Consider the following 24,723-nt stretch of genomic DNA (forward strand, 5'->3'; position numbering starts at 1 on the left):
CCGCTTGGTGAGAATAGGCGCTGTAAAACTAGCAGGATGTGCGTGGCATGCCGCGTTCAAAATGGGATTCAGTGGGACTTTTTGCCCGGTTTGCTAGCTGCTTTCCAGCCTGTTTGTAGCACGCCAAAGCGCTCGACAAACATTTTCGAGTCACTTCAAAGCGTGCAGGTAACCGACCAATTGACCAAACAATCAAGGAGAAGCGCCTAAGATTTATTTTCAGCCTTGCCAATCAAAGTCATCGCAACAACTCAGAAAGCGTTCAGACCAGCAGGCGGCGAACGCTGCTATACAAACTCAAACCAACTGTTATCCTCGCCTAAAAAGTCTCAACGGCATACCATCTGCGGTTATACAGTTTGCTAGCGTTCATCTTTCGGCGAATCCATCACCACCATAGTGGTGATGGATTTTACCTGCTCGCACTCTCCTAACACATCGGCATGAAATTTCTTGTAGCTGACCAGATCGCGCGTTTCAACTCGAAGTAAGTACTCATTCGCCCCCGTGATGTTGTGACACTCGACCACTTCATCGACAAAGCGCACATGATCTTCAAATTGTTGCTGCGCTTTTTTGCTGTGCGACGCCAGCCCAATCGACACATAGGCGACAAAACCGATACCAAGTTGACTGCTGTCGAGCACCGCCCGGTAGCCCTGAATCACCCCTTTACGCTCCAAATCTTGCACTCGTCTTAAGGTGGCCGAGGCCGACAAACCGACACGCTCTGCCAGCTCAACATTGGGGAGACGGCCATTGCTTTTCAGTGCGTGCAATATTTTTTCGTCAAACTTATCCATAGTGAAATTTTCTTGCTGATATTGTGTTTTGTCATCAAATATAAGCACAAAATTGCCATTGAAACTACTTATGATTGTCGTGACCGGTCAAGCGTTATCTCATGAACCAACAATAAGAGAAATTGAGGAGAAAATGATGGAGTTGCAACAATTGGGGGCTTTGGCCTTGTTTGCGTTTGTTTCTACCTTTACCCCCGGTCCGAACAACATTATGTTGATGACCTCAGGGGCCAATGTCGGATTTGTGCGCACCATTCCGCACATGCTTGGCGTCACATTCGGTTTTGCCCTGATGGTGATCTTAGTCGGCGTGGGGCTGATGGGGCTGTTTAACCACTACCCGCTTAGCCATGATATTTTGAAATACCTCAGTCTGAGCTATTTGCTCTATTTGGCGGTGAAAATCGCCACCAGCGGCAAAGCGGCCGAGAAAGAGAATTTCACGCCGCTCAATTTTTTACAAGCCGCCATTTTTCAATGGGTTAACCCTAAAGGCTGGTCGATGGCACTGACTGCGGTCAGCGTTTACAGCAGCGGCAGCCATTGGTGGGAGATGACGTTGATCGCCGGGATTTTTATCGCTGCCAACATTCCTTCGGTCAGCTTTTGGGCCGCCGCTGGCACACAATTGCAGCGTTGGCTTACCACTAGCACGCGAGTCAAAGGGTTCAACATTAGCATGGCGCTTCTACTGCTGGTCTCCACCCTTCCTATGCTGGGATAAGCAAAGAGCCGGACAAGCCGGCTCTTTTTGATTGCGATGATTTGCTGGTAACAATCGGCGGCTTTACTGCGCGCTAGCCAGCGAACCCCACAGATCGTACTCATCGGCGTGCTCGATCACTACCTCAACCAGCTCACCCGGCTTGAGGCTGGTTTCGCCATTAAGGTAAACCAGACCATCGATTTCCGGCGCATCAGCGTAGGTACGGCCAATCGCGCCCTCTTCGTCCACTTCATCGATGATCACTTTCATGGTGCTGCCAATACGCTTTTGTAGCTTGGCGGCACTGATCTCTTGCTGAACCAGCATAAAGCGTTCGAAACGCTCTTGCTTCACCTCTTCGGCGATCTGCTCCGCGATCTCATTTGCCGCCGCCCCTTCAACCGGAGAGTATTTAAAGCAGCCAACGCGATCCAGTTGCGCTTCTTTTAGCCACTCTAGCAGCATCTCGAAATCTTCTTCCGTTTCGCCCGGGAAACCGACGATGAAAGTCGAACGGATCACCAACTCAGGGCAGATTTCGCGCCATTTTTTGATTTGATCCAGCGTACGCTCGGCGCGCCCCGGACGTTTCATCGCTTTCAAAACATTCGGGCTGGCGTGTTGGAACGGAATATCCAAATACGGCAGGATCTTTCCTTCCGCCATCAGCGGGATCAGATCATCCACATGTGGATACGGATAGACATAGTGCAAGCGCACCCAAATGCCCAGTTTGCCAAGTTCTTCGCTCAGCGCTTTGATGTTTTGACGCACAGGCGTGCCGTTGGCAAAACCTAAACTGTGTTTGCTGTCGACCCCGTAAGCACTGGTGTCTTGGCTGATCACCAGCAGCTCTTTCACGCCAGCGTTTTTCAAACGCTCCGCTTCGCTAATGATTTCACCCACCGGACGGCTGACCAGATCGCCACGCATCGATGGGATGATGCAGAAGGTACAGCGGTGGTTACACCCTTCCGATATCTTCAAATAAGCGTAGTGCTTTGGTGTCAGCTTAACGCCATGATCCGGCACTAGGCTGGTAAACGGATTGTGCGCGGGTTTTGGCGCAAACTGGTGCACATGTTCAAGGACGTTTTCGTAGGCATGCGGGCCCGTGATGCCCAGCACATTCGGGTGCACCTCGCGGATCTCATCTTCGCGCGCGCCCAAACAACCGGTCACAATCACTTTGCCGTTCTCTTTCAACGCTTCGCCGATGGTATCCAGCGATTCCTGCACCGCACTGTCGATAAAACCGCAGGTGTTGACGATCACAACGTCAGAATCATGGTAACTGTTGACGATTTCGTAGCCTTCGGTACGTAACTGAGTCAGGATTCGCTCAGAATCCACCAGGTTTTTTGGACAACCCAAAGAGACAAAACCGACTTTATTGCCGCCCGTTGGCGTCATTTCTTGGCTTTGCTGCTCGATGGTTTTTTTTGCCGTCTCCAACGTAGTTGTTTGGTTAGGCGTAAACGTTTGAACTGTCATTACTTGGTCTGCTTCCAGTGTTGATTACTTCCAGCCGGTCGTGATCGGATTGCCACTTTTCGCTGCTGGCGATATCTCTAAAGAGCGCGAATTATAACTGACGGCAAAAAATTGCAAAGAGCCAGATAAGGATTTTAGTGCAAAATTTAGCCAATAAAAAATGGGAACGCTCGGTTCCCATTTTTGCCGATCTAGAAACGGATTTTTAGCCCAGTTTATAGAACAGCGTCGACAGCGGCGGCAGGTTAAGCACAATGGATTGCGCCAGACCTTCGCTCGCGATGGCTTCCGTTTTCGCTTGTGGCAGCACGGCGTAATCAGCACCAGCGTATTTGCCGTCATCGGTGTTGAGCAACAGCGAATAGGTACCCTGACTTGGTACACCAAGGCGGAAATCGTCGCGCGGAACCGGAGTAAAGTTGGAGATCACCAAAATACGCTCACCCGCTTCGCTAATACGCTCGTGAGCGATGATGCTCAGCTCTGCGGCGTCTTGCAAACGCCATTCGAAACCGGCTGGCACACAATCTTGATCGTGCAGCGCCGCTTCGTTGCGGTACAAGAAGTTGAGATCACGCATCAGCGCTTTCACCCCTTGATGGCGTTCAAAATCGAGCAAGAACCATTGCAGTTGATCGTCGTGGTTCCACTCCGCCGTTTGACCAAACTCAGCGCCCATAAAGTTGAGTTTTTTACCCGGCTGACCATACATATAACCGTAGTACGCTCGCAGGTTGGCGGTTTGCTGCCACTCATCCCCCGGCATCTTGTTGTGGATGGAGCCTTTGCCGTACACCACTTCATCGTGTGACAACGACAGCACGTAATTTTCACTGTGCGCATACACCAGCGGGAATGTGAGCGTGTTGTGGTGGTATTTGCGGTGCACAGGCTCTTCTTTGATGTACGCGAGGCTATCGTGCATCCAGCCCATGTTCCACTTAAAGCCAAAGCCCAAACCGCCGAGGAAAGTCGGGGCAGACACGCCTGGAAAGGCGGTCGATTCTTCAGCAATGGTCATGGCATTCGGGAAGTATTTGTACACTTCCTCGTTCATCCATTTGAACATCGCAATCGCATCGTAGTTCTCATTGCCGCCGTCTTGGTTCGGGATCCACTGGCCGTGGCTGCGTGAATAGTCGAGGTAAAGCATCGACGCCACCGCATCAACGCGAATACCGTCAATGTGGAACTGCTCGAACCAGTAGAGCGCGTTGGAGACCAAGAAGCGGCGCACTTGCTCGCGGCCCACATCGTAAATAAACGAGTTCCAGTCTTGGTGCCAGCCACGACGCGGATCGGGATCGTGGAACAACGGAGTACCGTCAAAATTGGCCAAGCCGTGATCATCTGACGGGAAATGCGCTGGTACCCAATCGAGCACAACGCCAAGGCCAGCTTGGTGACACGCATCGACGAAATATTTGAAATCATCCGGTGAACCATAGCGACTGGTGGGCGCAAACAGACCAACAGGCTGGTAACCCCAAGAGCCGTAGAACGGGTGTTCAGAGACCGGCATCAGCTCCACATGGGTGTAGCCCATTTCGGTAAGGTATGGCACCAGTTCATCGGCCAATTCGCGATAGTTAAGAAACTCGCCATCAGCATTGCGTTTCCAAGAGCCCGCATGCAGCTCATAAAACGACAGCGCTTCTTTGCGCTTCGCCGTGACTGGGCGAGATTGCCAAGCGGCATCTTGCCATTGGTAGCGATTGTGATCGTAAGTGACCGATGAAAAAGAAGGGTATTGCTCAGCGTAGAAACCCCAAGGGTCTGCTTTGTGCGGTAGCCCTTTGCCATCAGGCCCTTTCATCTCAAACTTGTAGCTAACGCCTTCTGCTAAGCCGGGGACAAATAGGCCCCAAATGCCGTAATCCAGACGCTGCATCGGGAGGCGGCGACCATCCCAATCGTTAAACGCGCCGACCAAGCTCACCGCAGATGCGTGTGGCGCATAGACCAAGAAACGAACCCCGGAGATCGACTTTCCGCCGCGCTCTTGGTTGACAAATTGCGCCCCCATATGGTGATACATCTGCTTTGGAGTGTGCAGATCGTCATACTCAGCGTAAATGGTATGGTACTGATACGGGTCATCGATAAGCTGCTCCACGCCATTCCAATCGATTGCTAATTGGTAATGCGTTAGATGCAGATCGCGCTTTTCTTCTAAAATAAACGCGCTTTCTTTTTCGCGCTTTAAGGTGATGCGTGGTTGCCCATCCAGCACCAGTTCAACCCCAGTTGCTCCGGGCATCCAAACCCGCAGTGAGCCTGCTGCGTCATCAATAAATGGACCCAAAAATGAGAACGGGTCGGCGTAAGCGGCTTGAGACAATTTCTCCACCACCTGATCTCGCTTACTTTTTACACTTTTTTTCAAACCTTTTCCCTCGCCAAACAGCCAACGTTGTGAACTAAATTCCGCGTTCACCACAAACTTATTGCGTTACACAGTAAAGCGCAAACGGCAATAAATAACAAAAATGCCCGCTTTATGGGGCGGGCATAATAACGGTAACTTATTCTACCAATTTACTGGTAAAGATAGAGTGACCCATGCTGTAGTTTCTGTGCGTAAAATCAAGTCATTACATCGGGTCATCTCTTGTAAAGCCGGCTTATTTGCTCGCTTGTGCACGCACTTCGCTCAACCGTTTGGCGATGCGGTTGACATCGTCACGACTGAAGATCTCATCAAGATTCATCGACAGTTTACGACGCCAGTTCGGGTACTCATCGACCGTGCCCGGGATGTTGACTGGGTTGTCCATTTGCAGCCAGTCTTCAAGCTGAACACTAAGCAGTGCCGACGAACCCGCCGCGACGTGCAGTTGCAGTGCTTCGCTTAGGTAAGCATCCATTGGCACAAATTGCGCGTCGTGACCGATGCTTTCTGGCAGATAACCATGCCAGCGTGCGCTGTCCAGAATGCCTTGTTTGCACTTCAAGCGATCATCAAACAAGCCGAGCAGCTGCTCTTCATTCGGGTAAAGGCCAATCTCGCGACCCATTTTCAGGTCATCACAGTGCCAGAAACCGCGTAGCGTTGGCATGTCGTGGGTACACAGTGCCGCCATGGATTGCTCCGCGTAATGCTTAGGTGAAATGAAACCACCATCATCTTTCGATGTTTCGAAGAAGAACACCTTGTAGGAATGCACGCCCGCGTCACGCAAAATGTCAACGATCTCGTCAGGTACGGTACCCAAATCTTCGCCGATCACGCTGCACTGGTGGCGGTGAGATTCCAGCGCCAAAATCGCCAGCATGTCTTCCACTGGGTAGTAGAGATACGCCCCTTCAGTCGCCTTCTCTCCTCTTGGGATCCACCACAAACGCAGCAAGCCAAGTACGTGGTCGATACGCAGTGCCCCACAATGCTTCATGTTGGCGCGCAGCAGTTTGATGTACGCGTCGTAAGCGGTGTTTTGCAGTACTTGCGGGTTAAGCGGTGGCAAGCCCCAGTTTTGACCAAGTGGGCCGAGAACATCTGGCGGCGCGCCGATGCTGGCGTCCAGCACTAAGTTACCGTTGTCTGCCCACGTTTCGCTGCCGGAATCGGCCACGCCCACCGCTAGGTCACGGTACAAACCAACCGACATGCCTTTCTCTTCTGCGAGCGCTTGTGCTTCGTTGATTTGGCCGTCCGCAATCCATTGCAGGTACATGTAGAGATGAACGCGATCTTGGTTCTCTTTGATGTACTTCTGCGTCGCGGCCGAATCAAAACGGCGATACTGCTCAGGGAAAACGGGCCAGCCCCACATGTTGCTGTCTTTAGCGTGCAGTTCACCATGCAAAGCGTCAAACGCCGCTTGGTGCACTAAGCTGTCGCCGCCATCTTCCACAAAGGCGAGAAAGGCGCGAGCGCGGTCGCTGTTTTTGTCCAGATGACGCGCTTTGAACTCGTCAAACAGCAGTGGCAGTACGCTCATCTTCAGCTCGGCAACTTCAGAGTAATTGACCCAGTGCGATTCACGTACTTTTTGCAGGCGCTGCTGGAACTCTGCGCTGCCGACTTTTTGCTGTGCTTGCGCACTTAGGGCAAACTCAGGCACGGAACTCACATCGATGTACAGGATGTTCAGCCAGCGGCGAGAGGATGGGCTGTATGGGCTAGCCCCTTCTGGGTTTGCTGGGAAAAGTGAGTGAATTGGGTTCAGACCAATGAAATCACCGCCACGCGAAGCGATGTCGCTGACCAGTTGTTTCAGATCGCCAAAATCACCGATCCCCCAGTTGTGCTGAGTGCGCAGGGTGTAAAGCTGAATGCTTGGGCCCCAAAGTTTTTTGCCATGCTCCAGCGAGCCTTGTTTGAAACACGCGCGCGGCGTTTTGATCAGCGTCATTTCATAAGGCGCTTTGCGACGCTTACGGCTGACATACAATTTGTGATAACCCCACGCCAAATCTTTTGGCAGTGCAAACACTAGAGGGCCACCCTCGGCACGCTCGTCACGCACAATTTGTGATTGAAGATAGCCTTCCAGTACCTCTCCTTGCTCGGTTTCTAAGCGCCAGTTGAACTCGCTTTCACGCGCGCTCACGCCAAGGTTAAGCTCAACCTCAACCACATCACCGTCACGTAGAACCAAAACAGGGGCCAATACGTCTTTCTTGTGCATTCTTTCAGCAGATGCCAGTAGTTTTTCGTCGCTGCTGGTGTCGTAGCCAAGCGAAGTCAACAGGCGGCGAAGCGTTTCATCGGAAACGTACGCTTCATCTCCCCAAGCGCTGACGTAGCTATCGGCTAATCTTGCCATCTCTGCGACTTTCTTTAATGCTGTTTGTTCTTTCATCGCTTTCTCCGAAGGTACTTCTCAAGCCTTCAATGTAGGGTTTTATGCTGCAAATGGTGTTGTTATTCAATGCGTAGATAAACAACCAAGTCGTGGATAAACAACCAAGGCAGCCGTTGGCTACCTTGGTTATTTTGCTTAACGACGAACCGCTTCGAGTTTCCAGATGTTGTTCACGTAATCACGAATTGAGCGGTCTGAGCTGAACTTGCCAACCAAGGCGGTGTTCAAAATCGCTTTCTTCGCCCAACCCGCTGGGTCACGGTACTGTTTGTCCATCGCTTCGTGCGCTTTCACATAAGAAGCGAAGTCAGCCAAGCAGAGGTACGGATCACCGCCATCAAGGAGGCTATCGAAGGTCGCTCGTAGTAGGCCAGGTTGACCCGGAGTGAACTCTTCACCCAGCAGCAGATCCATCGATGCTTTGAGTAGCGGATCGGCGTGGTAGTAATCAAACGGGTTGTACCCTTTCGCTTTCAGCGCTTCAACACCATCCACTTCCAAACCGAAGATGTAGATGTTGTCATCGCCCACTTCTTCGCGGATCTCCACGTTCGCGCCGTCCATGGTACCGATAGTCAATGCACCGTTCAGTGCCATCTTCATGTTGCCAGTACCAGATGCTTCTTTACCTGCGGTTGAGATTTGCTCAGACACATCCGCCGCTGGAATGATGATTTCCGCCATGCTGACACGGTAGTCAGGGATGAAGACCACTTTCAGCTTGTTGCCGATGCGTGGATCGTTGTTGACCTTCTCTGCGATCTTGTTGATAGCAAAGATGATCTCTTTCGCTAGGTGGTAACCCGGTGCCGCTTTGGCTGCAAAGAACACCACGCGAGGCGCCATGTCGAAGTTCGCATCGTTCAGTAAACGGTGGTACAGAGACAAGATGTGCAGCATGTTGAGATGCTGACGCTTGTATTCATGCAGACGTTTGATCTGTACGTCGAAGATCGCATTGGTATCTAGCTCGATACCCATGTTCTCTTTCACCCACTTGGCCAAACGCTCTTTGTTGGCTTTCTTAACCGCCATGTATTGCTTCTGGAACTTGGCGTCTTCCGCAAACTTGGTAATGCCTTCTAGCTGCTCAAGATGAGCTGGCCACTCCGTGCCAATCTTCTCAGAGATCAGCGCAGACAAACCTGGGTTACAGAACTTCAACCAGCGACGTGGCGTCACACCGTTAGTCACGTTTTGCAGACGCGTTGGGTACAGTTCGTTGAACTCTGGGAACAGGTCACGTTTAACCAGTTCTGAGTGCAGCGCCGCAACACCGTTGACCGCATAAGAGCCAATCACACACAAGTTCGCCATGCGCACCATGCGGTGGAAGCCTTCTTGAATGATCGACAGTTTTTGCTGTTTCGCCACATCACCTGGCCATTTGGCACGAACTTCTTGCAAGAAGCGGTGGTTGATCTCGTAAATGATCTCCATATGACGCGGCAGCAGGTGCTGAATCAACGACTCGCTCCACGTTTCCAGTGCTTCAGGCAGTAGCGTGTGGTTGGTGTAAGCGAAGGTTTTTGAGCTGATTGCCCACGCTTCATCCCAAGTCAGACCTTTTTCGTCGATCAGAATGCGCATTAGCTCAGGGATAGCGATAGTTGGGTGCGTATCGTTAAGCTGAATGGTTTCAAATTTAGCCAGATCCGCCAGCGCGTGACCCGCCGCTTCGTGGCGACGCAGAATGTCACGTACCGATGCGGCGCTATGGAAATATTGCTGCATCAGACGCAGTGTCTTGCCTTTTCCGTGGTTGTCGTTCGGGTACAACACTTTGGTGATGTTGCCCGCGTCGATCAATGCGTGCTGCGCTTCAAAGTAGTTGCCGTTGTTAAAGCTCTCTAGCGAGAATGGGGCGATCGCCTGACATTCCCACAAACGCAACGGATAAACCGTATCGCTCTCGTAACCAACGATCGGTAGATCCCACGGCATCGCTTTTACATGCATGCCCGGTACCCAACGGCGTTTCTCTTTGCCATTTTCTTGGTACGCTTCCACATGGCCATAGAAACCGATCTGTTGCGCCAGTTCAGGACGCGCCACTTCCCAAGGGTAACCTTCAACGCCACACCAAGCATCGGGTGCTTCTTTTTGACGGCCATTTTCAAAAGATTGTTTGAACAGACCATACTCATAGTGCAGGCCGTAACCCACGGTTGGGAATTCTTGCGCTGCCAAAGAATCCATAAAACACGCGGCTAAACGGCCTAGGCCACCGTTACCCAATGATGGGTCACGTTCCTCTTCAAGAAGATCGGTGAGGTTTTGACCAAGCTCTGCCATCGCCTCTGTGATCTGCTCATACAGACCTAAGCTGATGAGGTTATTACCGGTTAAACGGCCAATCAAAAACTCAAGGGACAGATAGTTAACGCTCTTGGCTTGAAGAATTTTCTTGTCGGTTTCGGTAGCAAGTAAGTCGAAAGTTGTCAGCTCCGCGAGCGCACGACCCATCGCCAGATACCAAGCGCGGCTATCGGCGTTTTCTAGAGTTTGGGCGTAAGTTGCTGAGAGGTGTTTTTTGACACTTTCTTGGAACGACACTTTGTCGAATTGTTTTTGTTGAGTAGGTTTCATTAGAGAAATCTCACCTTTGGTTCTAATCCATCTGCGGTACATCGTGCATGGATGGCAATGAATAAACATCCTCCCATTTTTGGGCCTTTACGGGAGGAGGGGTCAGGGCGTAGAGGGGGGACCAGCGATGAGTTAGTGATCTGTCTCTCACCAATCAACCTCAGCAACCAGATTGCAGTGACCAAGATCACAGCCATCACTCAATCACCTTAAAAGAGAAACATGACGCTGTGATTGACAGGCAATTTTCTAAAATCCATTTATGTAAAACCGATCACAATAAATTTTCCAACAATGGAAAATATTACAAAATGTTGCGCAGCCACATTTAAATCTAGACTGGAAATAGAGATTAATATTGATATAGTTCACAAAAACGGGGCGTAGTTGGCGTGAAAAGCATCAACTCTTGAGAATTAGGAAGTGGATCAAAGTCTTTTGTCTTTTGTTTAACGTAACATGCCGGACAAATCGAGCAAATTGACTAATTTTTGTTCGCCCGTTTTTACGATGTCCTCGCTGCGGACACCGCCAAAATAAGGATAGTTAACGATGTGGATTCCTTCTAAACTCACGCGCCCAGGACGACTGCATAATGCCATTGTGCGTCCCAGAGTACTGGATCTGCTACAGCAAGCGCCACACTACAAATTGGTGCTGTTTCGCTCGCCAGCGGGTTACGGAAAAACCACCATGGCCGCGCAGTGGTTAGCCGATAAAACGCATGTCGGCTGGTACAGTGTCGACGACAGTGATAACGATGGCTTCCGCTTTGTAAACTATCTGCTGCAAGCGCTGAATAAAGCCACCAATGGCCAGTGCGCCAACGCGCTCAAACAGGCCGAAAAACGCCAATTTTCCTCGCTCCGTTCACTCTTTAGTGACGTATTCTCGGAGATGAGCGATTTTCATCAAGAGTGCTACGTGGTGTTGGATGACTATCACGTCATTACCAATGACGAGATCCACGAGGCGATGCGCTTTTTCCTCAAACATATGCCGGATAACGTCACCCTAGTGGTGACTAGCCGCGCCAATCCGCCACTCGGTACCGCCAATTTGCGCGTGCGCGATCTGATGATTGAGATTGGCAATGAGATGCTCGCCTTTGACACCGAAGAGACCACGCGCTTCTTTAATCAGCGCGTTAGCGACGGAATAGACGAAGATACCGCCAATAACCTCCGTATTTACGTTGAAGGTTGGCCATCAGCGCTGCAATTGATCGCGCTGCAAGCGCAGCACCAAAAGCGCACCTTGGCGCAATCGGCTGAATCGGTCTCGCATTTTAACCACGCTCACTTGTGGGATTATCTGGTGGAAGAGGTTTTTGATCTGCTCGATAAAGAGACGCGTCAGTTTCTGATGCAAGTGTCGGTGCTCGATCATTTCAACGATGAATTGGTCTATGCGCTCACCCAGCGCGAAGACGCGCTAGGCATGATTGAATCGCTCAACCGTTATGGCCTGTTTATCTATCCGCTGGAGGGGGAACAAAACTGGTTCCGCTTCCACAATCTGTTTGGCGAGTTTTTGTCGCACGAACGTCAGGCACGCATCCCGCAGCAAGAGCAAGATCTCAACCGCAACGCGGCAATCGCTTGGCTCAAACAGAAGATGCCCCATCAAGCGCTGCGTCATGCACAGCGCGCCTACGACGGCGAACTGGTGGCGGAGATCCTCAACGAGTACGGTTGGAAAATGTTCCATCAAGGTGAGCTCTCAACCTTAGAAGCGGCGATCAACTTGCTCGATAAAGACTTGCTGTTTAGCGACCCCAAACTCACCATGTTGCGCGCTTGGCTGGCACAAAGTCAGCACCGCTACAATCAAGTCGGCACCTTGCTCGCGGAAGCGGAAAATGAGCACAAAAAGCGCAATATTAACCTCGACATTCAATATCAGGGCCAAGCCAATGCGCTGCTGGCGCAAGTGGCGATCAATAACAATGAACCGCAAAAAGCGCTGGAGCTGGCCGAACTGGCACTGAGTCAGCTTGATAGCACTATCTATCGCAGCCGTATTGTCGCCACTTCCGTGGTCGGCGAAGTCAACCACGTGATTGGCTGCTTGGACCGTGCTCTGCCGATGATGCAACAAACCGAGAAGCTGGCGCGTCAGTACCAAGTGTACCATCAGGCGCTGTGGGCAATTTTGCAGCAAAGTGAAATTCTCATCGCGCAGGGTTATGTGCAAGCGGCATTCGAACTGCAAGATTCGGCGTTTAAATTGATAGAAGATCAGCAGTTGCAACACGTACCGCTGCACGAGTTTTTGCTGCGCATCCGGGCGCAAGTGCTGTGGTGTTGGAACCGCCTAGACGAAGCCGAAGAGTGCGCTTACAAAGGACTACAGATCCTCGAAAATCACGCGCCAAGTAAGCACTTACACAGCTACTCGATGTTGGCGCGTATTGCCATTGGTCGCGGTGAGCTGGATCGCGCCGGTAAGTTTATCGAGCACATCCAACATTTGATGAAACAGTCTACTTATCACGTCGACTGGACTGCCAACGCCTCGCTTTCGCTGATCTTGTATTGGCAAGCCAAGGGCAACATGACAGCAACGCAAGAGTGGCTCAACAGTGCGGTTCGTCCGGAAACCGCCAGCAACCACTTCTGTCAATTGCAGTGGCGCAACATCGCCCGCGCGCACATCAATCTTGGTCAATACCCAGAAGCGCGTCAGGCACTCGATTTTCTGCAAAGTGAAGCGAACCGCTCACGTTTAATCACCGACAAAAATCGCAACCTAATTGTTGAAGCGATTTACGCAGTCCAGCAGAAAGACGAAGAACAAGCCAAATCGCTGCTTAAAGAGGCGTTAGTGCTCACCAACCAGACGGGTATGGTGGGGAACTTCTTAATTGACGGGGCGACCATTGGCAACTTACTAGAAAAACTGACCAACCGTCACGAGCTCGGCGATCTGGAACGTCACCGCGCGCAGCAACTGATGAAAGATATCTCATCGAGCCAGCGCAGCCGTTCGATTCATTTTGATGAGGAGTTTGTTGAAAAACTGGTCACTCACCCGAATGTGCCGGAGTTAGTGCGCACCAGCCCGCTCACCCAGCGTGAATGGCAAGTGTTGGGGCTGATCTATTCTGGCTTTAGCAACGAGCAGATAGCACAAGAGCTGGATGTGGCAGGCACCACCATCAAAACCCACATTCGCAACTTGTATCAAAAGCTCAATATCGCTAACCGCCGCGAGGCGATCACCACCGCCGAAAGCCTGTTGCAATTGATGGGGTATTAAATACTCCCGATTTCAGATAATAAGTGCAACACTCAAAAGCCGATCAATTGATCGGCTTTTTTCTTTCATCACATACGCTGGCTTATATTCTGCGTTGAGACCCAAAATGCAACATCATTAGATCCCACTCTATCTCGCTGAAACAGGTTGTTCTCTCGCTAAACTGATAGAAACCCTATCAAGATCACACTTAAAGGGAGGATTCAGGTGAAATCGACTCGTTTTGATTACCATGCAAGATTAATGAGTTTTATTCTCATTTATAATGATAAAATAGCAAAACGACATAGCTAGGTATCCGAAAAACTAAATCATGAATACATCAATCAAACCGCACCATAAATTTTCGCTGTACATGGGTGACAATCGTTCAGATTATTCCGAGTGTGAAATCAACAGTATACAATTTAATATTCATAATTTTGACATGTATGCCTCAAACTCTACTTACATCCAGAACTATGCTGCTTCCGACGATATTTTCTATCGAATAGCAAGCGCAATTCTTTTGCATTGGTCTCGGCCCGCGATTCAATATTTGATTGGTTCGGCGTCCGAGCTGGCTAAGATGCATTGGGCGATTCACTGCCAGCCGAACCAGACCATTGAGGTGGACTATTTTACCCAGCGCTTGCAAGTCACCACAGTAGAAAAGCAGCACGATTACAACAGCTACGACTCTTTGGTTCATTGGTTGGATGGCGCAAGCATGGCGATTTTGGCCGATAATCCACAGGCGAAAACGCAGCTCAACGCCGTTCCCGCTCATGAAATCTCACGGAAAACAGACCTCACCGATTTTCGTCCGATTGAACAAGATTTCTTTCACTTGTTTAAGGCGTTTTTGTTTGGTGAGCAAAACAAGGAGCAACAGGCCGCACTGCTGCAAGCAGTGGTTCCCTACCTCACCAGTGAGTTAATTGCTGAAGCTGAAAAAGGCGAACCTTACTGGATGAATTACTATGAGTTTCTTATTTTTCCGCTCTACAGCCTGATTGCAATTAGCTGGGGATTTGAAGCAACACCGCTAGACCAAGCGGTGGAAGCGTCTATCGAGGCCAACTATCAATGGTATGCCTATTTTGCCGAACAAAATGGCGGCAAAACCGGAGAAGAGAGCTTGCACCTTAATGACCGTAGCTGCTTGTTTCATAACATTCTCACCGCGTTTTTAAAGGTGCACTACCAACAAACGGGTGAAACGCCAAGCTTCGATTCGCTCTACGCTCCGATGTGGTTGATCAAAGGCGAAGGCCCAAGCTTCGAAGCGCTCAAGGCCAACCCGCCCGAGTTCACCGTTGAATCCGTGTTAGCCGAATAGTTGAGTAGCAAGGTAAAAATCCGATAGCCAAGGCTATCGGATTTTTATTTAAGCAGAGTTTGATTCAAGCATTAGCGACGTAGCTTAAGGCTAGAAAGCACCTTGGGTGGCACTGCTACTGCTGCTCAGTTGATTGTTTGCACCAGATTGCCAAACCACGTTTAGCGCTGGATTGGTTTCATCCCGTTTTAGGCACTTCCACTCAATGTTTTGCGCCGCTGGTACGCTAATTGTTGCACTCCACGTTGGGTACTGAGCTGGGTCAAGTTTGACCGCGCCTGAGGCTGCCCAGTTGCCGAGCTGCGCAACACTGCCCACCGCGTAAACGCTTTGACCAAGATTGGTGTAGCCGTTGTAACAAGTGAAGGTGACACTTTTCACCGTTGGATCCACGCTACCACTGCCTGTGGCATGCAATACCACCGCTTGGTTTTGTGCCAAGTGGAACGTCGCCTGTCCGCCAGCAACGCTAACGCTGTCATCGCCAATCAAACTGGTGTGGCTGCCATCTGTCATGGCCAAGTTGCTCACCGTCACCGACGTTGCAGGACCACGGTTGAGCGCGACGGTCACCACATCGTCGCCCTCTTGGCGCTCATAGACCAATACATCGTCATTCACCCAGCGCTGAGTATAGCTGCCGCGTTGAATCGCTAAGCTGTTCTGGCGGAGTTCAGTCAGCGCTTGGATGATCTTAAACGCTTGCGTATCTTGGCTAAAGCTTGGCATCTTTTCACGGTTGTATGGGTCACTGCCCACTTGACCAAACGCGTTTTGGGTAAAGTTCGCCGAGTAGTGCTCCGTTCCGTAGTAGATCGCGGGAATACCGCGCACCGTCATGGTCGCCACCAAACCTAAATTAACGCGCTGCTGGGCAAACGCTTCGCTCTGATTGCCACCGGCTTCGTTGTTGCCCGGGCCAAACGTCGAGGCACTGGAACGTAGCGCGGTCGAGATACGCGCCATGTCGTGGTTGTCCATAAACACCACTTGCCAATCATCACTGCTGAAGACGGATTTGCGTGTTTCCAAATAGTTGTTCAGCGTTTTCATGCTATTGCCTGCACGGCCGGCCAACACGCGCTCTAACGTATCGCGAAAACCGAAATCGAGCAGCGCTGAGCCTGAGGTGTTGGCGTAGTCAATCGCGTAGCCATCAATGCCTGTGGTGGTATTGGCGCTGGCACCAAACCATTCGCCGAAGAAGTAGAAGCCATCGCGCCCCAGCGTTTTGCTGTAGTTGTAGATGTCCGTGGTCCACTGTTGGATAAAGGATTTATCCATGTGTTTGATTGCATCGATACGAATCGCATCCACCCCGGCATCAATCCAGAATTTTGAGCCATCCAGCAGGTATTGATACACATTGGCATCTGACTGGTTAAAGTCCGAAAGGTTGAACAAGTTGAAATTGCGCACTTGATACCAGTCATTCCAGTTGGTCACACCGCCGTTGTGGTGATACCAATTGGTGCCCGCCGCGACATCGCTGTTGTAATCGGTGATGAACTGACCATCACGATACAACGCGCCGTATTCGTTTTCATCGTTGCCGTTGGAATGGTTCGGCGCGTAGTCCAGCACCAGCTTCATGTTGTACTCTGCGCTGTGCATTTTAGCGGTCAGTTCTTTGAAATCGTCTAGCGTCCCAAAGTGCTCATCGACGCGGAAGAAATCTCGTCCCCAGTAACCGTGATAGCCCGCGCCACCATTGGCATCGAGGTTATCGGCGTTGTCCACTGGCGGCGTGATCCAAATGGCCGTCACGCCCAATGATTTCAAGTACGGCAGTTTATTGATTAAGCCACGAAGGTCTCCGCCGACATACTTTTTCAAGTTGTTCGGATCGTAAGTTGCTGGGTTGCGGCCCGTGTTGTTAGTTGCATCGCCATCGCTGAAACGGTCAAGAAAAACAAAGTAAATCGTCTCTTTGCGAAAATCGAGAAAAGTGCCACTTTCCGTCTGCGCGCTGGTCGCAGCATAAAGTGTTGGGCTAAACATCAGTCCATTTGCGGCAATAGCCGCCAGCAGCGCACTGCAAAGCATAGTGCGTTTTTTCATTGGAGATCCCCCGTGGTTTGTGAAAATGAACCGGGAACTATTCCCGGTTGTTGGTTAGATTCTTTTCACTGTAGAAATCGAAGATGTGGCAGAAGGCGGTATTGAGGTTGAAGCGCATCGGTTTGCCGATGTCAGCGGTAGTGATGGTTTGATCGTTCACGCGTGCGATCAGCTCCTTGCCTCCCACTTTGAAGTAGAGGTACTTCTCGTTGCCCATGTTTTCGACCACCGTCAAAATGCCCTCGACGGCGTTAATGGTGTCACCCGGCGCGGCAACACGAATGTGTTCTGGGCGAATGCCAAAGCAAACCGGTTTATCCACGTATTCGCTGAGCGCTTTCTGCTTTTCCACCGGAATGAACATGCGAAGGCCATTGCCAATTTCAACATAGAGCTGGCCATTTTCCTCGCGGATCACTGTATCAATCAGGTTCATCGCTGGTGAGCCGATAAAGCTTGCGACAAATTTGTTGGCCGGATAGTTGTAGAGGTTGGCGGGGGTATCCACCTGCATGATCTTGCCTTGGTTGAGCACGCAGATGCGATCGCCAAGGGTGAGTGCTTCGGTCTGATCGTGCGTCACGTAGATCATGGTCGCCGGGTTGCCCTCTTCTTTGAGCGATTGATGCAATTGGGCGATTTTCACCCGCATCGACACACGCAGTTTGGCATCTAGGTTGGACAGCGGCTCGTCAAACAGGAAGACATCTGGCTTACGCACAATCGCGCGCCCAACCGCTACGCGCTGGCGCTGTCCACCAGACATCTCTTTCGGTTTACGGTACAAAAGGTCAGTGATTTCCAGTTTTTCAGCCGCCTCTTCCACACGGCGCTTAATCTCCTCTTTCGGCCGCTTTTGCATTTTCAAACCAAAGGCCATGTTATCGAACACGGTTTTGTGCGGATAAAGCGCATAGTTTTGAAACACCATTGCGATGCCTCGATCTTTCGGTGGTAAGTCGTTTACCACTTTATTACCAATGTGGATTTCACCGCCTGAAATGCTTTCCAGCCCCGCGATCATGCGCAAGGTGGTCGATTTTGCGCAGCCTGATGGCCCGACAAACACCATAAATTCGCCTTCGCGAATATCCAGATCTATGCCATGGACAGCTTTAAAACCGTTCTCATATTTTTTTTCTACTTTACGTAAGCTAACCGTCGCCATGAATCTCTCCACTTACCAAAAGGGTATAAAATTGGTCCTCAATTTACCGAGGCAGACTGGCAGGCAATCTGTCTGGGTAAATCGGGCAGCCGAACGTATCTTCGGCTGCCAACTCGATGACTTTGTTACTGACACTCAGTGACCATCGCCAGCAGCGGTGTTTTGTCCGCAGCGATCTGAATGGTCCAGACGTATTTGCCATCTTTAGGCAAATTCACTACGGTGTTTTTGGCAAAGCCGCCGCGTTTCAGCTCTTTCACTTGGCCAACCGTCATCTCCATCCCTGCGGCGGTGAACTGCGGCGTCCAGCTCATGGTGGCAAATTGCAAGCTCACGTTGCCCGCTTTTTCGTCCACCACCACTTGATAGATACCATCGCCTTTGTAGCCCATTTTGTGGTTGTCCAAATGAATCCACTGACCTTCTGGGAAAGTACCCACCACAAACAGCGATGGGCGAATTGGCCCGCGATCATCTTCTAACGTCGGCAAGCTACAGTTAGAAAAGCGCGCGTCGACATTGGTCGCGGCAGGCTGGGCCTGCTCAGTGGTGGTGCTGGCACAGCCTGCCAGTAACGCGGTAGCGGTCGCCGCAATCAGAAGTGTATATTTCATAACAAATCCTTGATTATTTCGTTCTCGTTTCTATCCAGCGGAGTCCGAACTGCCTGCTCCGCGTTGTCGGTTGTGTTCGCTTGTTAGGCCGATTTCTTGTCAAACAGACGGGCAAACCAGCGCTTTTGTTCAGGTGGCGATTTTTTCAACTGCTCATAGTGCTGAGTCAGTTTGTTCAGCACCGCAAGATTGCGGTAATAGGCTTTGGACTCTTTGGCCGGATAACCAAACAGATCACTGCCCGGCGGGCAAGAGTGGCTCACCCCAGATTTGGCTTTGATCACCGAATGGCTGCCGATGTGAATGTGTCCGGCGGTGCCGACTTGGCCATGCACCACCACGTGATCGCCCAGCACGGTGTGCCCGGCGAAACCGCATTGAGAGATGATCAAACAGTGCTTACCAATGCGGCAGTCGTGGCCGATTTGCACTTGATTGTCGATTTTGCTGCCTTTGCCAATCACAGTGTCGCCCAGTGTGCCGCGATCGATGGTGTTGTTACAGCCGATCTCCACGTCATCTTCAATGATGACGCGGCCAATACTTTCCACGCGCTGATAACTGCCATCTTTGCCAGACATGTACTCAAAGCTGTAGTTGCCAATCGAGTTGTTGGAGTCGATGATGACGTTATTGCCGATCACCGTGCCTTCTTTGATCACCGTATTGGCGTGAATCGCCACGTTGTTACCAATGGTCACGCCGTTCATAATGAGTACGCCGGGCATAAAATGGCATCCCTGCCCTATCTGGCAATGTTTGCCGATATATACCCCATCAATGGTTGATGTGTTGCCTTGATCAAATAGCTGATATTTATGCACTTTATAAAAGCGCAGCAGCGAATTGATTTTCTCCACATCCAAATGGTCAATCACTATGTGTGCTTTGGCTGGGCTTTGCAAAATCGCTGCCGGGCCGACCAGCACATCGGCTGAGGTTTCAGAAAGCTGTTTAAGATCCGAGCGGGCAAAGACCACGGCGAGGCCGCCACGGATATCACTGACCACTGGACGTATGGTGTCCACCACCAGCGAAGTATCCCCCTCCACTCGACCCGATAAACTTTGCGCAATTTCTGAAACACTCAGCATGTTGACCCCTTGACTCGGTTAGAAACGGTATAAAGCTTGAAGATAAACGGTGTGCTGTTTGAGCTCACTCTCGTTTTTCGCTTCCCATCCCGCCAGTTTACTTTTTTCTTCGACTTCGTTCGCGTACTCATATTCGCCTTTTAGCAACCAGTTATCACCCACTGCCTGTTCATAGCCCAAGGTCGCTTTACGAATGTCTTTAAAGTAATCCACATTTGCGTTGCCGCCGCCGCTGTTGGCTGCATTGTTGGTTTCGTTTTCACCAACGCGAACACGTGCGTAAAGTACACCCGCATCGTCGAAGCTATATTGCACAATCGGTTCGATGTATTTTTCATTGAAATCACTGATTTCATTGATAGAACCGCTTGATGAGCGATCTTCGTTGTCTTTGATTTGGTAGTAAAGCTCGACGCCTAACTCCCAGTTGCCAAAGCGCTTATAAGGTTTAAACAGCAAGCTGTATCCTTCTTCGGTGCGCTCGCCCCAGGCACTCTTATCTTCTGAACTGTATAGGTACTCTAGATTTGAGTAGAAGCCCCAGTTGTGCTCGTTGTTAAAATAGGTCAGATAAGGACGGAAGCTGTGTTCGGCAAGCTCTTTACGCAGGCCACTCACATAAGGAGAGAATACTTTGCTACGGGTGTACTCCAGCTCATAAATAGCACCAGTAGCCCAGCCATTACCGAGATCAAAGCCCTTATTGAGGGAGAAGAGATGCTTAATGCCGTCTTCATTTTCATGGTAGCCGGGATTTCTCTGCTCACGGTTTTCCAGTTTCAGGCCATAGAGCGCGCTAAGGTTCCAGCGGGCGTTGTTGTAGTAGACGCCAAACACTTCATGGGTGGTGGTTTTTTCCTTTTTCTTGTCGCCGTTGAAGCCATCAGTCACCTTATCTTCGTATTCAAGAGAGGTGCCCACATGGCCGCCAAACTGCATCGCTTCGTCAAGAAAACCAGTGTCAGAGTCCATGCCACGCTCACTGGCAGCAAGAGTAGGGAAAGAGAGAGCAAGCGCCGCCGCTACGGAGACGGAAATTAACGTTCTTTTCACGATAGGTCCTTATCAACCATTTGGTTGTAAATCGTCGGTAGAGTTAAGTTGAATATTTAGTAGTTCACTGTGAACGCCTATCTATTCTTCTGCATGTTGATTTGTTTTTCCTCTCCCCTTTTCTTCAAATGAGACTCTCATCACTCTCACTGGCTCATTTGAATGACATTGGTCACAATTTTAGATTTGACAGCCGAGATTACAGCCAATTTGTGAGCGCTTTTTGCTCATGAAAAAAACATTCTATTCGTGAGACACAAAGCGACACCGGACTTAGCTTCCATCAGCATTTATTGATGAGCATCACACTTGAACTCAAAGTTCGATGGATAGTAGTTGACTTAAAAGAAGGCGGATTTAACCTAGTAGTATATTATGAACTACTACAGAGCTATCACGATGAAAAAGACATGGATAAAAGCAGCGCTACTCGCGACGTTCGTTAGTCTGCCCGCAGTTACTTACGCTCAAGATATTCAGCCGGAACCTGGGTCAGATCTGTTGATCTGGACCGACACCACCACGCTGGACTACATGAAGTACGCGGCAGAGTCGTTTAACCAAGATTTTGGTTACAAGGTGAAGTTTTCATTTCGTGGTTTAGCCCCGATTGATGCTGCGTCACGCATGATTCAGGATGGTGGTTCTGCTCGCGTGGCCGACATCGCCGAAATTGAACACGATCTGCTCGGCCGTTTAGTGGTCGCGGGTGGCGCGATGGAAAACCTTGTCTCTGCCGATCGCATTCAATCGACCTTCTTACCCAACGCGACCGCTGCGGCCAAATACGCGGGCGCCAGCTATGGCTTCCCAGTGAGCTACGCCACGTTAGCGCTGTTTTACAACAAAGATCTGCTGCCAACGGCACCAAAAAGCTTTGAAGAGATCATCGATTTTGGTAAAGGGTTTAATAACGCCAAAGAGAACAAATACGCGCTGCTGTGGGATATTCAGAACTACTATGAATCACGTATGTTCTTAACGCTGTACGGTGCCTACGAGTTTGGTAAAGGCGGCACCGATGCCAAAGATCTCGGCATCAACTCGCCACTGGCGCAGCAGGGCATGAGCGCGATGAAAACCCTTAAAGCGGCGAATAACTCTAACCCGGTCGACATGCGTAACCCACAGGTGCGTCGTGGCCTGTTTGGTGAGGGCAAAGTCGCCGCGATCATCGATGGCCCGTGGGCGATTCAAAGCTATGACAACAGTGGCGTCAACTACGGCGTCGTGCCAATTCCTACCTTTGAAGGCAAGCAGCCGCGTACCTTTTCCACCGTACGCCTGGCAGTCGTATCCTCGTACAGTGAGTACCCGAAAGCAGCGCAGCTGTTTGCCGACTACCTCTCTTCAGAGAAGATGCTGATGAAACGCTATCAGATGACCAAATCCATCCCACCAGTACAGAGCCTGATGGAGAAAATCATTGTCGATGCGGATGAAGCGACCTACGCGATCATCGCGCAAGGCTTCTACTCAGACGCAATGCCATCCATTCCGGAGATGGGCTACCTGTGGTCGCCGATGGCCAGTGCCATCACTGCGATGTGGGTCAACGATCAAACGCCCAAACAGGTTCTTGATCACGCTAAAGCGATCATTGAAGAGCAGATCGCGTTTCAGGAGTAGTTATGTTGTTGTCGCAAACCATCAAAGCACCGAAAGTGTCGGCCTCGTGGATTATCATGGGCTCAACACAACTGGCGCACAAACATTGGGTTACTGGCGGGGTTTTCCTCGCCATCCAATGCCTGTTTCTGCTCTACTTGCCGGATTTAGCGGCCGCACTCAAGGGCTTGGTATCACTGGGCGACGTGGCGCAAACTCGCCAAGGGTTTAAAGTGATTCAAGGAGACAACTCCATCTTTATGTTGGTGGAAGGGGTCATTGCCCTGCTGTTTCTTTTCTTAGCGATTACCGCCTACGTGGTTAACGTTCGTCAGGCGCAAGAGTGTCAGCCATGCCGTTTGAGCGTGCGCCAGCAACTTAAAGCCATCTACGACGACAAATTCGCCTTTATCGTGTTGTCACCGGCGTTTATCGCCAGCATCGCTTTCATCATCATGCCGATTGCGATCACCGTGTTGGTCTCGTTCACCAACTACTCAGCGCCGCACCATATTCCGCCGAAAAATCTGGTCGATTGGGTCGGTTTTAAAAACTTTCTGACGCTGTTTGAGCTGAGAATTTGGTCGAGCACCTTTGTCGGTGTCGCCACTTGGACGGTCATCTGGGCGATTGCCGCGACCATTTGCACTTGTGGTTTTGGTTTTATCCTCGCGCTGGCGCTGGAAAATCGCAACATCAAAGCGAAAAAACTATGGCGTTTTGTGTTTATTTTGCCCTATGCCATTCCTGCGTTCGTGACGCTGCTGATGTTCCGCCTGCTACTCAACGGTATTGGCCCAGTCAATGCCACACTCAATGCTTGGGGCTTTGAGTCGGTCGCTTTTCTCTCGGATCCACATTTAGCCAAGCTGACCGTGATTGCGGTGAGTGTTTGGGTCGGCGCGCCCTACTTTATGCTGCTGATTTCCGGCGCGTTGACCAATATTCCACGCGATCTGTATGAAGCGAGTGAAGTCGACGGCGCCAGCAAGTTCCAGCAATTTCGTGAAATCACCCTGCCGATGGTGTTGCATCAAGTCGCACCGTCGTTAGTGATGACCTTTGCCCATAACTTCAACAACTTCGGTGCGATTTTCTTGCTCACCGAAGGCGGGCCAATCAATCCGGAATACCGTTTTGCTGGCCATACCGACATTTTGATCACTTGGATTTACAAACTGACGCTCGACTTTCAGCAGTACCAAATCGCTTCGGTGATTTCGATTGTGATCTTCTTGTTCCTGTCGGTGATTGCTATCTGGCAATTCCGCCGCATGAAATCCTTTAAAGACGATGTGGGGATGTAACTATGAGTCGTGTATTAGAAAAACTGGGTACCGTAATCGTCTATTTGTTCCTCGCCGTCAACGCCATCCTGGTGCTTGGCCCGGTACTGTGGACAGTGCTGGCTTCGTTTAAACCGGGCAACAACCTGTTCAGCTCCTCGTTCGGCGAGTTCGCTTTTACCCTCGACCATTACAAAGCGCTGTTTACCGATACCCCGTATTTGGAGTGGTACAAAAACACCTTTATGCTCGCGACAGCCAATATGGTGATCTCTTTGGTGATTGTCACCATGACGGCATTTGTTTTCTCGCGCTACCGCTTTCAGGGCAAACGTAACGTGTTGATGAGCATTTTGGTGTTACAGATGTTTCCGGCCTTTCTCTCGATGACGGCGATATACATTCTGCTGTCAAAAATGGGCTTGATTGATACCTACATCGGCTTGCTGTTTGTCTACGTGACGGGCTCTCTGCCCTTTATGACTTGGCTGGTGAAAGGCTACTTTGACGCCATTCCTACCTCGCTGGATGAAGCAGCGAAAATCGACGGCGCCGGACACATGACCATCTTCCTTGAGATCATTTTGCCACTCGCCAAACCGATCTTAGTGTTTGTCGCCTTGGTCTCTTTTACCGGCCCTTGGATGGATTTCATCCTGCCGACGCTGATTTTACGCAGCGAAGAGAAGATGACGTTAGCCATCGGCATCTTCAGTTGGATCACCTCCAACTCAGCGGAAAACTTCACCCTGTTTGCCGCTGGCTCGCTACTGGTCGCCGTACCGATCACCTTGCTGTTTGTCGCCACTCAAAAACACATCACAACTGGCTTAGTCAGTGGCGCAGTAAAAGAATAA

The 24,723-nt window shown here is 50.6% G+C and carries 16 protein-coding genes; 6 read left to right on the forward strand and 10 right to left on the reverse strand.

The window, feature by feature from the left end:
* Positions 1-362 precede the first annotated feature (362 nt).
* Positions 363-803 (reverse strand): Lrp/AsnC family transcriptional regulator, encoded by a 441-nt coding sequence (locus UF06_RS08195; RefSeq protein WP_045570031.1) that lies wholly within the window; start codon positions 801-803, stop codon positions 363-365.
* 136 nt (positions 804-939) lie between these two features.
* Between UF06_RS08195 and UF06_RS08200 the strand changes: the two genes are divergently transcribed.
* The gene (locus UF06_RS08200; protein ID WP_045570032.1) at positions 940-1,527 is read left to right on the forward strand and encodes a LysE family translocator; all 588 of its coding nucleotides are present in this window, start codon (positions 940-942) and stop codon (positions 1,525-1,527) included.
* Positions 1,528-1,590: 63 nt separating this feature from the next.
* On the opposite strand, the gene rimO is transcribed toward UF06_RS08200, so the two are convergent.
* The 4 genes from rimO to UF06_RS08220 form a co-directional block, all read right to left on the reverse strand.
* The gene (gene rimO, locus UF06_RS08205; protein WP_039426538.1) at positions 1,591-3,003 is read right to left on the reverse strand and encodes a 30S ribosomal protein S12 methylthiotransferase RimO; all 1,413 of its coding nucleotides are present in this window, start codon (positions 3,001-3,003) and stop codon (positions 1,591-1,593) included.
* 205 nt (positions 3,004-3,208) lie between these two features.
* Entirely contained in the window at positions 3,209-5,389 is a 2,181-nt protein-coding gene (gene glgB, locus UF06_RS08210) for a 1,4-alpha-glucan branching protein GlgB (RefSeq protein ID WP_045570033.1), read from the reverse strand.
* Between the two features lie 238 nt (positions 5,390-5,627).
* On the reverse strand, positions 5,628-7,808 hold the full coding sequence (gene malQ, locus UF06_RS08215) for a 4-alpha-glucanotransferase (RefSeq protein WP_045570011.1): 2,181 nt from the start codon (positions 7,806-7,808) through the stop codon (positions 5,628-5,630).
* Between the two features lie 138 nt (positions 7,809-7,946).
* Positions 7,947-10,400: a glycogen/starch/alpha-glucan phosphorylase gene (locus UF06_RS08220; RefSeq protein ID WP_045570012.1), complete on the reverse strand. Its 2,454-nt coding sequence runs from the start codon at positions 10,398-10,400 to the stop codon at positions 7,947-7,949.
* 552 nt (positions 10,401-10,952) lie between these two features.
* Here UF06_RS08220 and malT point away from each other — a divergent pair.
* Both malT and UF06_RS08230 read left to right on the forward strand, forming a co-directional pair.
* A complete protein-coding gene (gene malT, locus UF06_RS08225; protein ID WP_045570013.1) occupies positions 10,953-13,661 on the forward strand; it encodes an HTH-type transcriptional regulator MalT in 2,709 nt (902 codons plus the stop codon).
* 313 nt (positions 13,662-13,974) lie between these two features.
* On the forward strand, positions 13,975-14,982 hold the full coding sequence (locus UF06_RS08230; protein WP_045570014.1) for an immunity 49 family protein: 1,008 nt from the start codon (positions 13,975-13,977) through the stop codon (positions 14,980-14,982).
* Between the two features lie 90 nt (positions 14,983-15,072).
* Here UF06_RS08230 and UF06_RS08235 read toward each other — a convergent pair whose 3' ends face one another.
* The 5 genes from UF06_RS08235 to UF06_RS08255 form a co-directional block, all read right to left on the reverse strand.
* Entirely contained in the window at positions 15,073-17,043 is a 1,971-nt protein-coding gene (locus tag UF06_RS08235) for an alpha-amylase family glycosyl hydrolase (protein WP_045570015.1), read from the reverse strand.
* Positions 17,044-17,080: 37 nt separating this feature from the next.
* Entirely contained in the window at positions 17,081-18,211 is a 1,131-nt protein-coding gene (gene ugpC, locus UF06_RS08240) for a sn-glycerol-3-phosphate ABC transporter ATP-binding protein UgpC (RefSeq protein WP_045570016.1), read from the reverse strand.
* Positions 18,212-18,336: 125 nt separating this feature from the next.
* Positions 18,337-18,825 carry a glycosidase gene (locus tag UF06_RS08245; RefSeq protein WP_045570017.1) on the reverse strand — a complete coding sequence of 163 codons (489 nt, stop codon included), beginning with the start codon at positions 18,823-18,825 and terminating at the stop codon, positions 18,337-18,339.
* Between the two features lie 83 nt (positions 18,826-18,908).
* Positions 18,909-19,919: a UDP-3-O-(3-hydroxymyristoyl)glucosamine N-acyltransferase gene (gene lpxD, locus UF06_RS08250; protein ID WP_045570018.1), complete on the reverse strand. Its 1,011-nt coding sequence runs from the start codon at positions 19,917-19,919 to the stop codon at positions 18,909-18,911.
* Positions 19,920-19,937: 18 nt separating this feature from the next.
* Positions 19,938-20,972, reverse strand: a complete 1,035-nt coding sequence (locus tag UF06_RS08255; protein ID WP_045570019.1) for a porin — start codon at positions 20,970-20,972, stop codon at positions 19,938-19,940.
* A 399-nt stretch (positions 20,973-21,371) separates the two neighbouring features.
* On the opposite strand from UF06_RS08255, the gene UF06_RS08260 reads away from it, so the two are divergent.
* From UF06_RS08260 to UF06_RS08270, 3 genes are read left to right on the forward strand one after another with little or no spacing between them, the layout of a single operon-like run.
* Positions 21,372-22,601, forward strand: a complete 1,230-nt coding sequence (locus UF06_RS08260; protein WP_045570034.1) for a maltose ABC transporter substrate-binding protein — start codon at positions 21,372-21,374, stop codon at positions 22,599-22,601.
* 2 nt (positions 22,602-22,603) lie between these two features.
* Positions 22,604-23,887 (forward strand): sugar ABC transporter permease, encoded by a 1,284-nt coding sequence (locus tag UF06_RS08265; protein WP_045570020.1) that lies wholly within the window; start codon positions 22,604-22,606, stop codon positions 23,885-23,887.
* 2 nt (positions 23,888-23,889) lie between these two features.
* Positions 23,890-24,723 (forward strand): sugar ABC transporter permease, encoded by an 834-nt coding sequence (locus UF06_RS08270; protein WP_045570021.1) that lies wholly within the window; start codon positions 23,890-23,892, stop codon positions 24,721-24,723.

Origin of the sequence: Vibrio sp. S234-5, from assembly GCF_000960595.1 — a bacterium.
Lineage (GTDB): Bacteria > Pseudomonadota > Gammaproteobacteria > Enterobacterales > Vibrionaceae > Vibrio.

Excerpts from the sequence above, each read along its gene's own strand:
- UF06_RS08195 (WP_045570031.1), bottom strand. The coding sequence starts at position 803 with ATGGATAAGTTTGACGAAAAAATATTGCACGCACTGAAAAGCAATGGC.
- UF06_RS08200 (WP_045570032.1), top strand. The coding sequence starts at position 940 with ATGGAGTTGCAACAATTGGGGGCTTTGGCCTTGTTTGCGTTTGTTTCT.
- rimO (WP_039426538.1), bottom strand. The coding sequence starts at position 3,003 with ATGACAGTTCAAACGTTTACGCCTAACCAAACAACTACGTTGGAGACG.
- malQ (WP_045570011.1), bottom strand. The coding sequence starts at position 7,808 with ATGAAAGAACAAACAGCATTAAAGAAAGTCGCAGAGATGGCAAGATTA.
- UF06_RS08220 (WP_045570012.1), bottom strand. The coding sequence starts at position 10,400 with ATGAAACCTACTCAACAAAAACAATTCGACAAAGTGTCGTTCCAAGAA.
- malT (WP_045570013.1), top strand. The coding sequence starts at position 10,953 with ATGTGGATTCCTTCTAAACTCACGCGCCCAGGACGACTGCATAATGCC.
- UF06_RS08230 (WP_045570014.1), top strand. The coding sequence starts at position 13,975 with ATGAATACATCAATCAAACCGCACCATAAATTTTCGCTGTACATGGGT.
- UF06_RS08235 (WP_045570015.1), bottom strand. The coding sequence starts at position 17,043 with ATGAAAAAACGCACTATGCTTTGCAGTGCGCTGCTGGCGGCTATTGCC.
- ugpC (WP_045570016.1), bottom strand. The coding sequence starts at position 18,211 with ATGGCGACGGTTAGCTTACGTAAAGTAGAAAAAAAATATGAGAACGGT.
- UF06_RS08245 (WP_045570017.1), bottom strand. The coding sequence starts at position 18,825 with ATGAAATATACACTTCTGATTGCGGCGACCGCTACCGCGTTACTGGCA.
- lpxD (WP_045570018.1), bottom strand. The coding sequence starts at position 19,919 with ATGCTGAGTGTTTCAGAAATTGCGCAAAGTTTATCGGGTCGAGTGGAG.
- UF06_RS08260 (WP_045570034.1), top strand. The coding sequence starts at position 21,372 with ATGAAAAAGACATGGATAAAAGCAGCGCTACTCGCGACGTTCGTTAGT.
- UF06_RS08265 (WP_045570020.1), top strand. The coding sequence starts at position 22,604 with ATGTTGTTGTCGCAAACCATCAAAGCACCGAAAGTGTCGGCCTCGTGG.
- UF06_RS08270 (WP_045570021.1), top strand. The coding sequence starts at position 23,890 with ATGAGTCGTGTATTAGAAAAACTGGGTACCGTAATCGTCTATTTGTTC.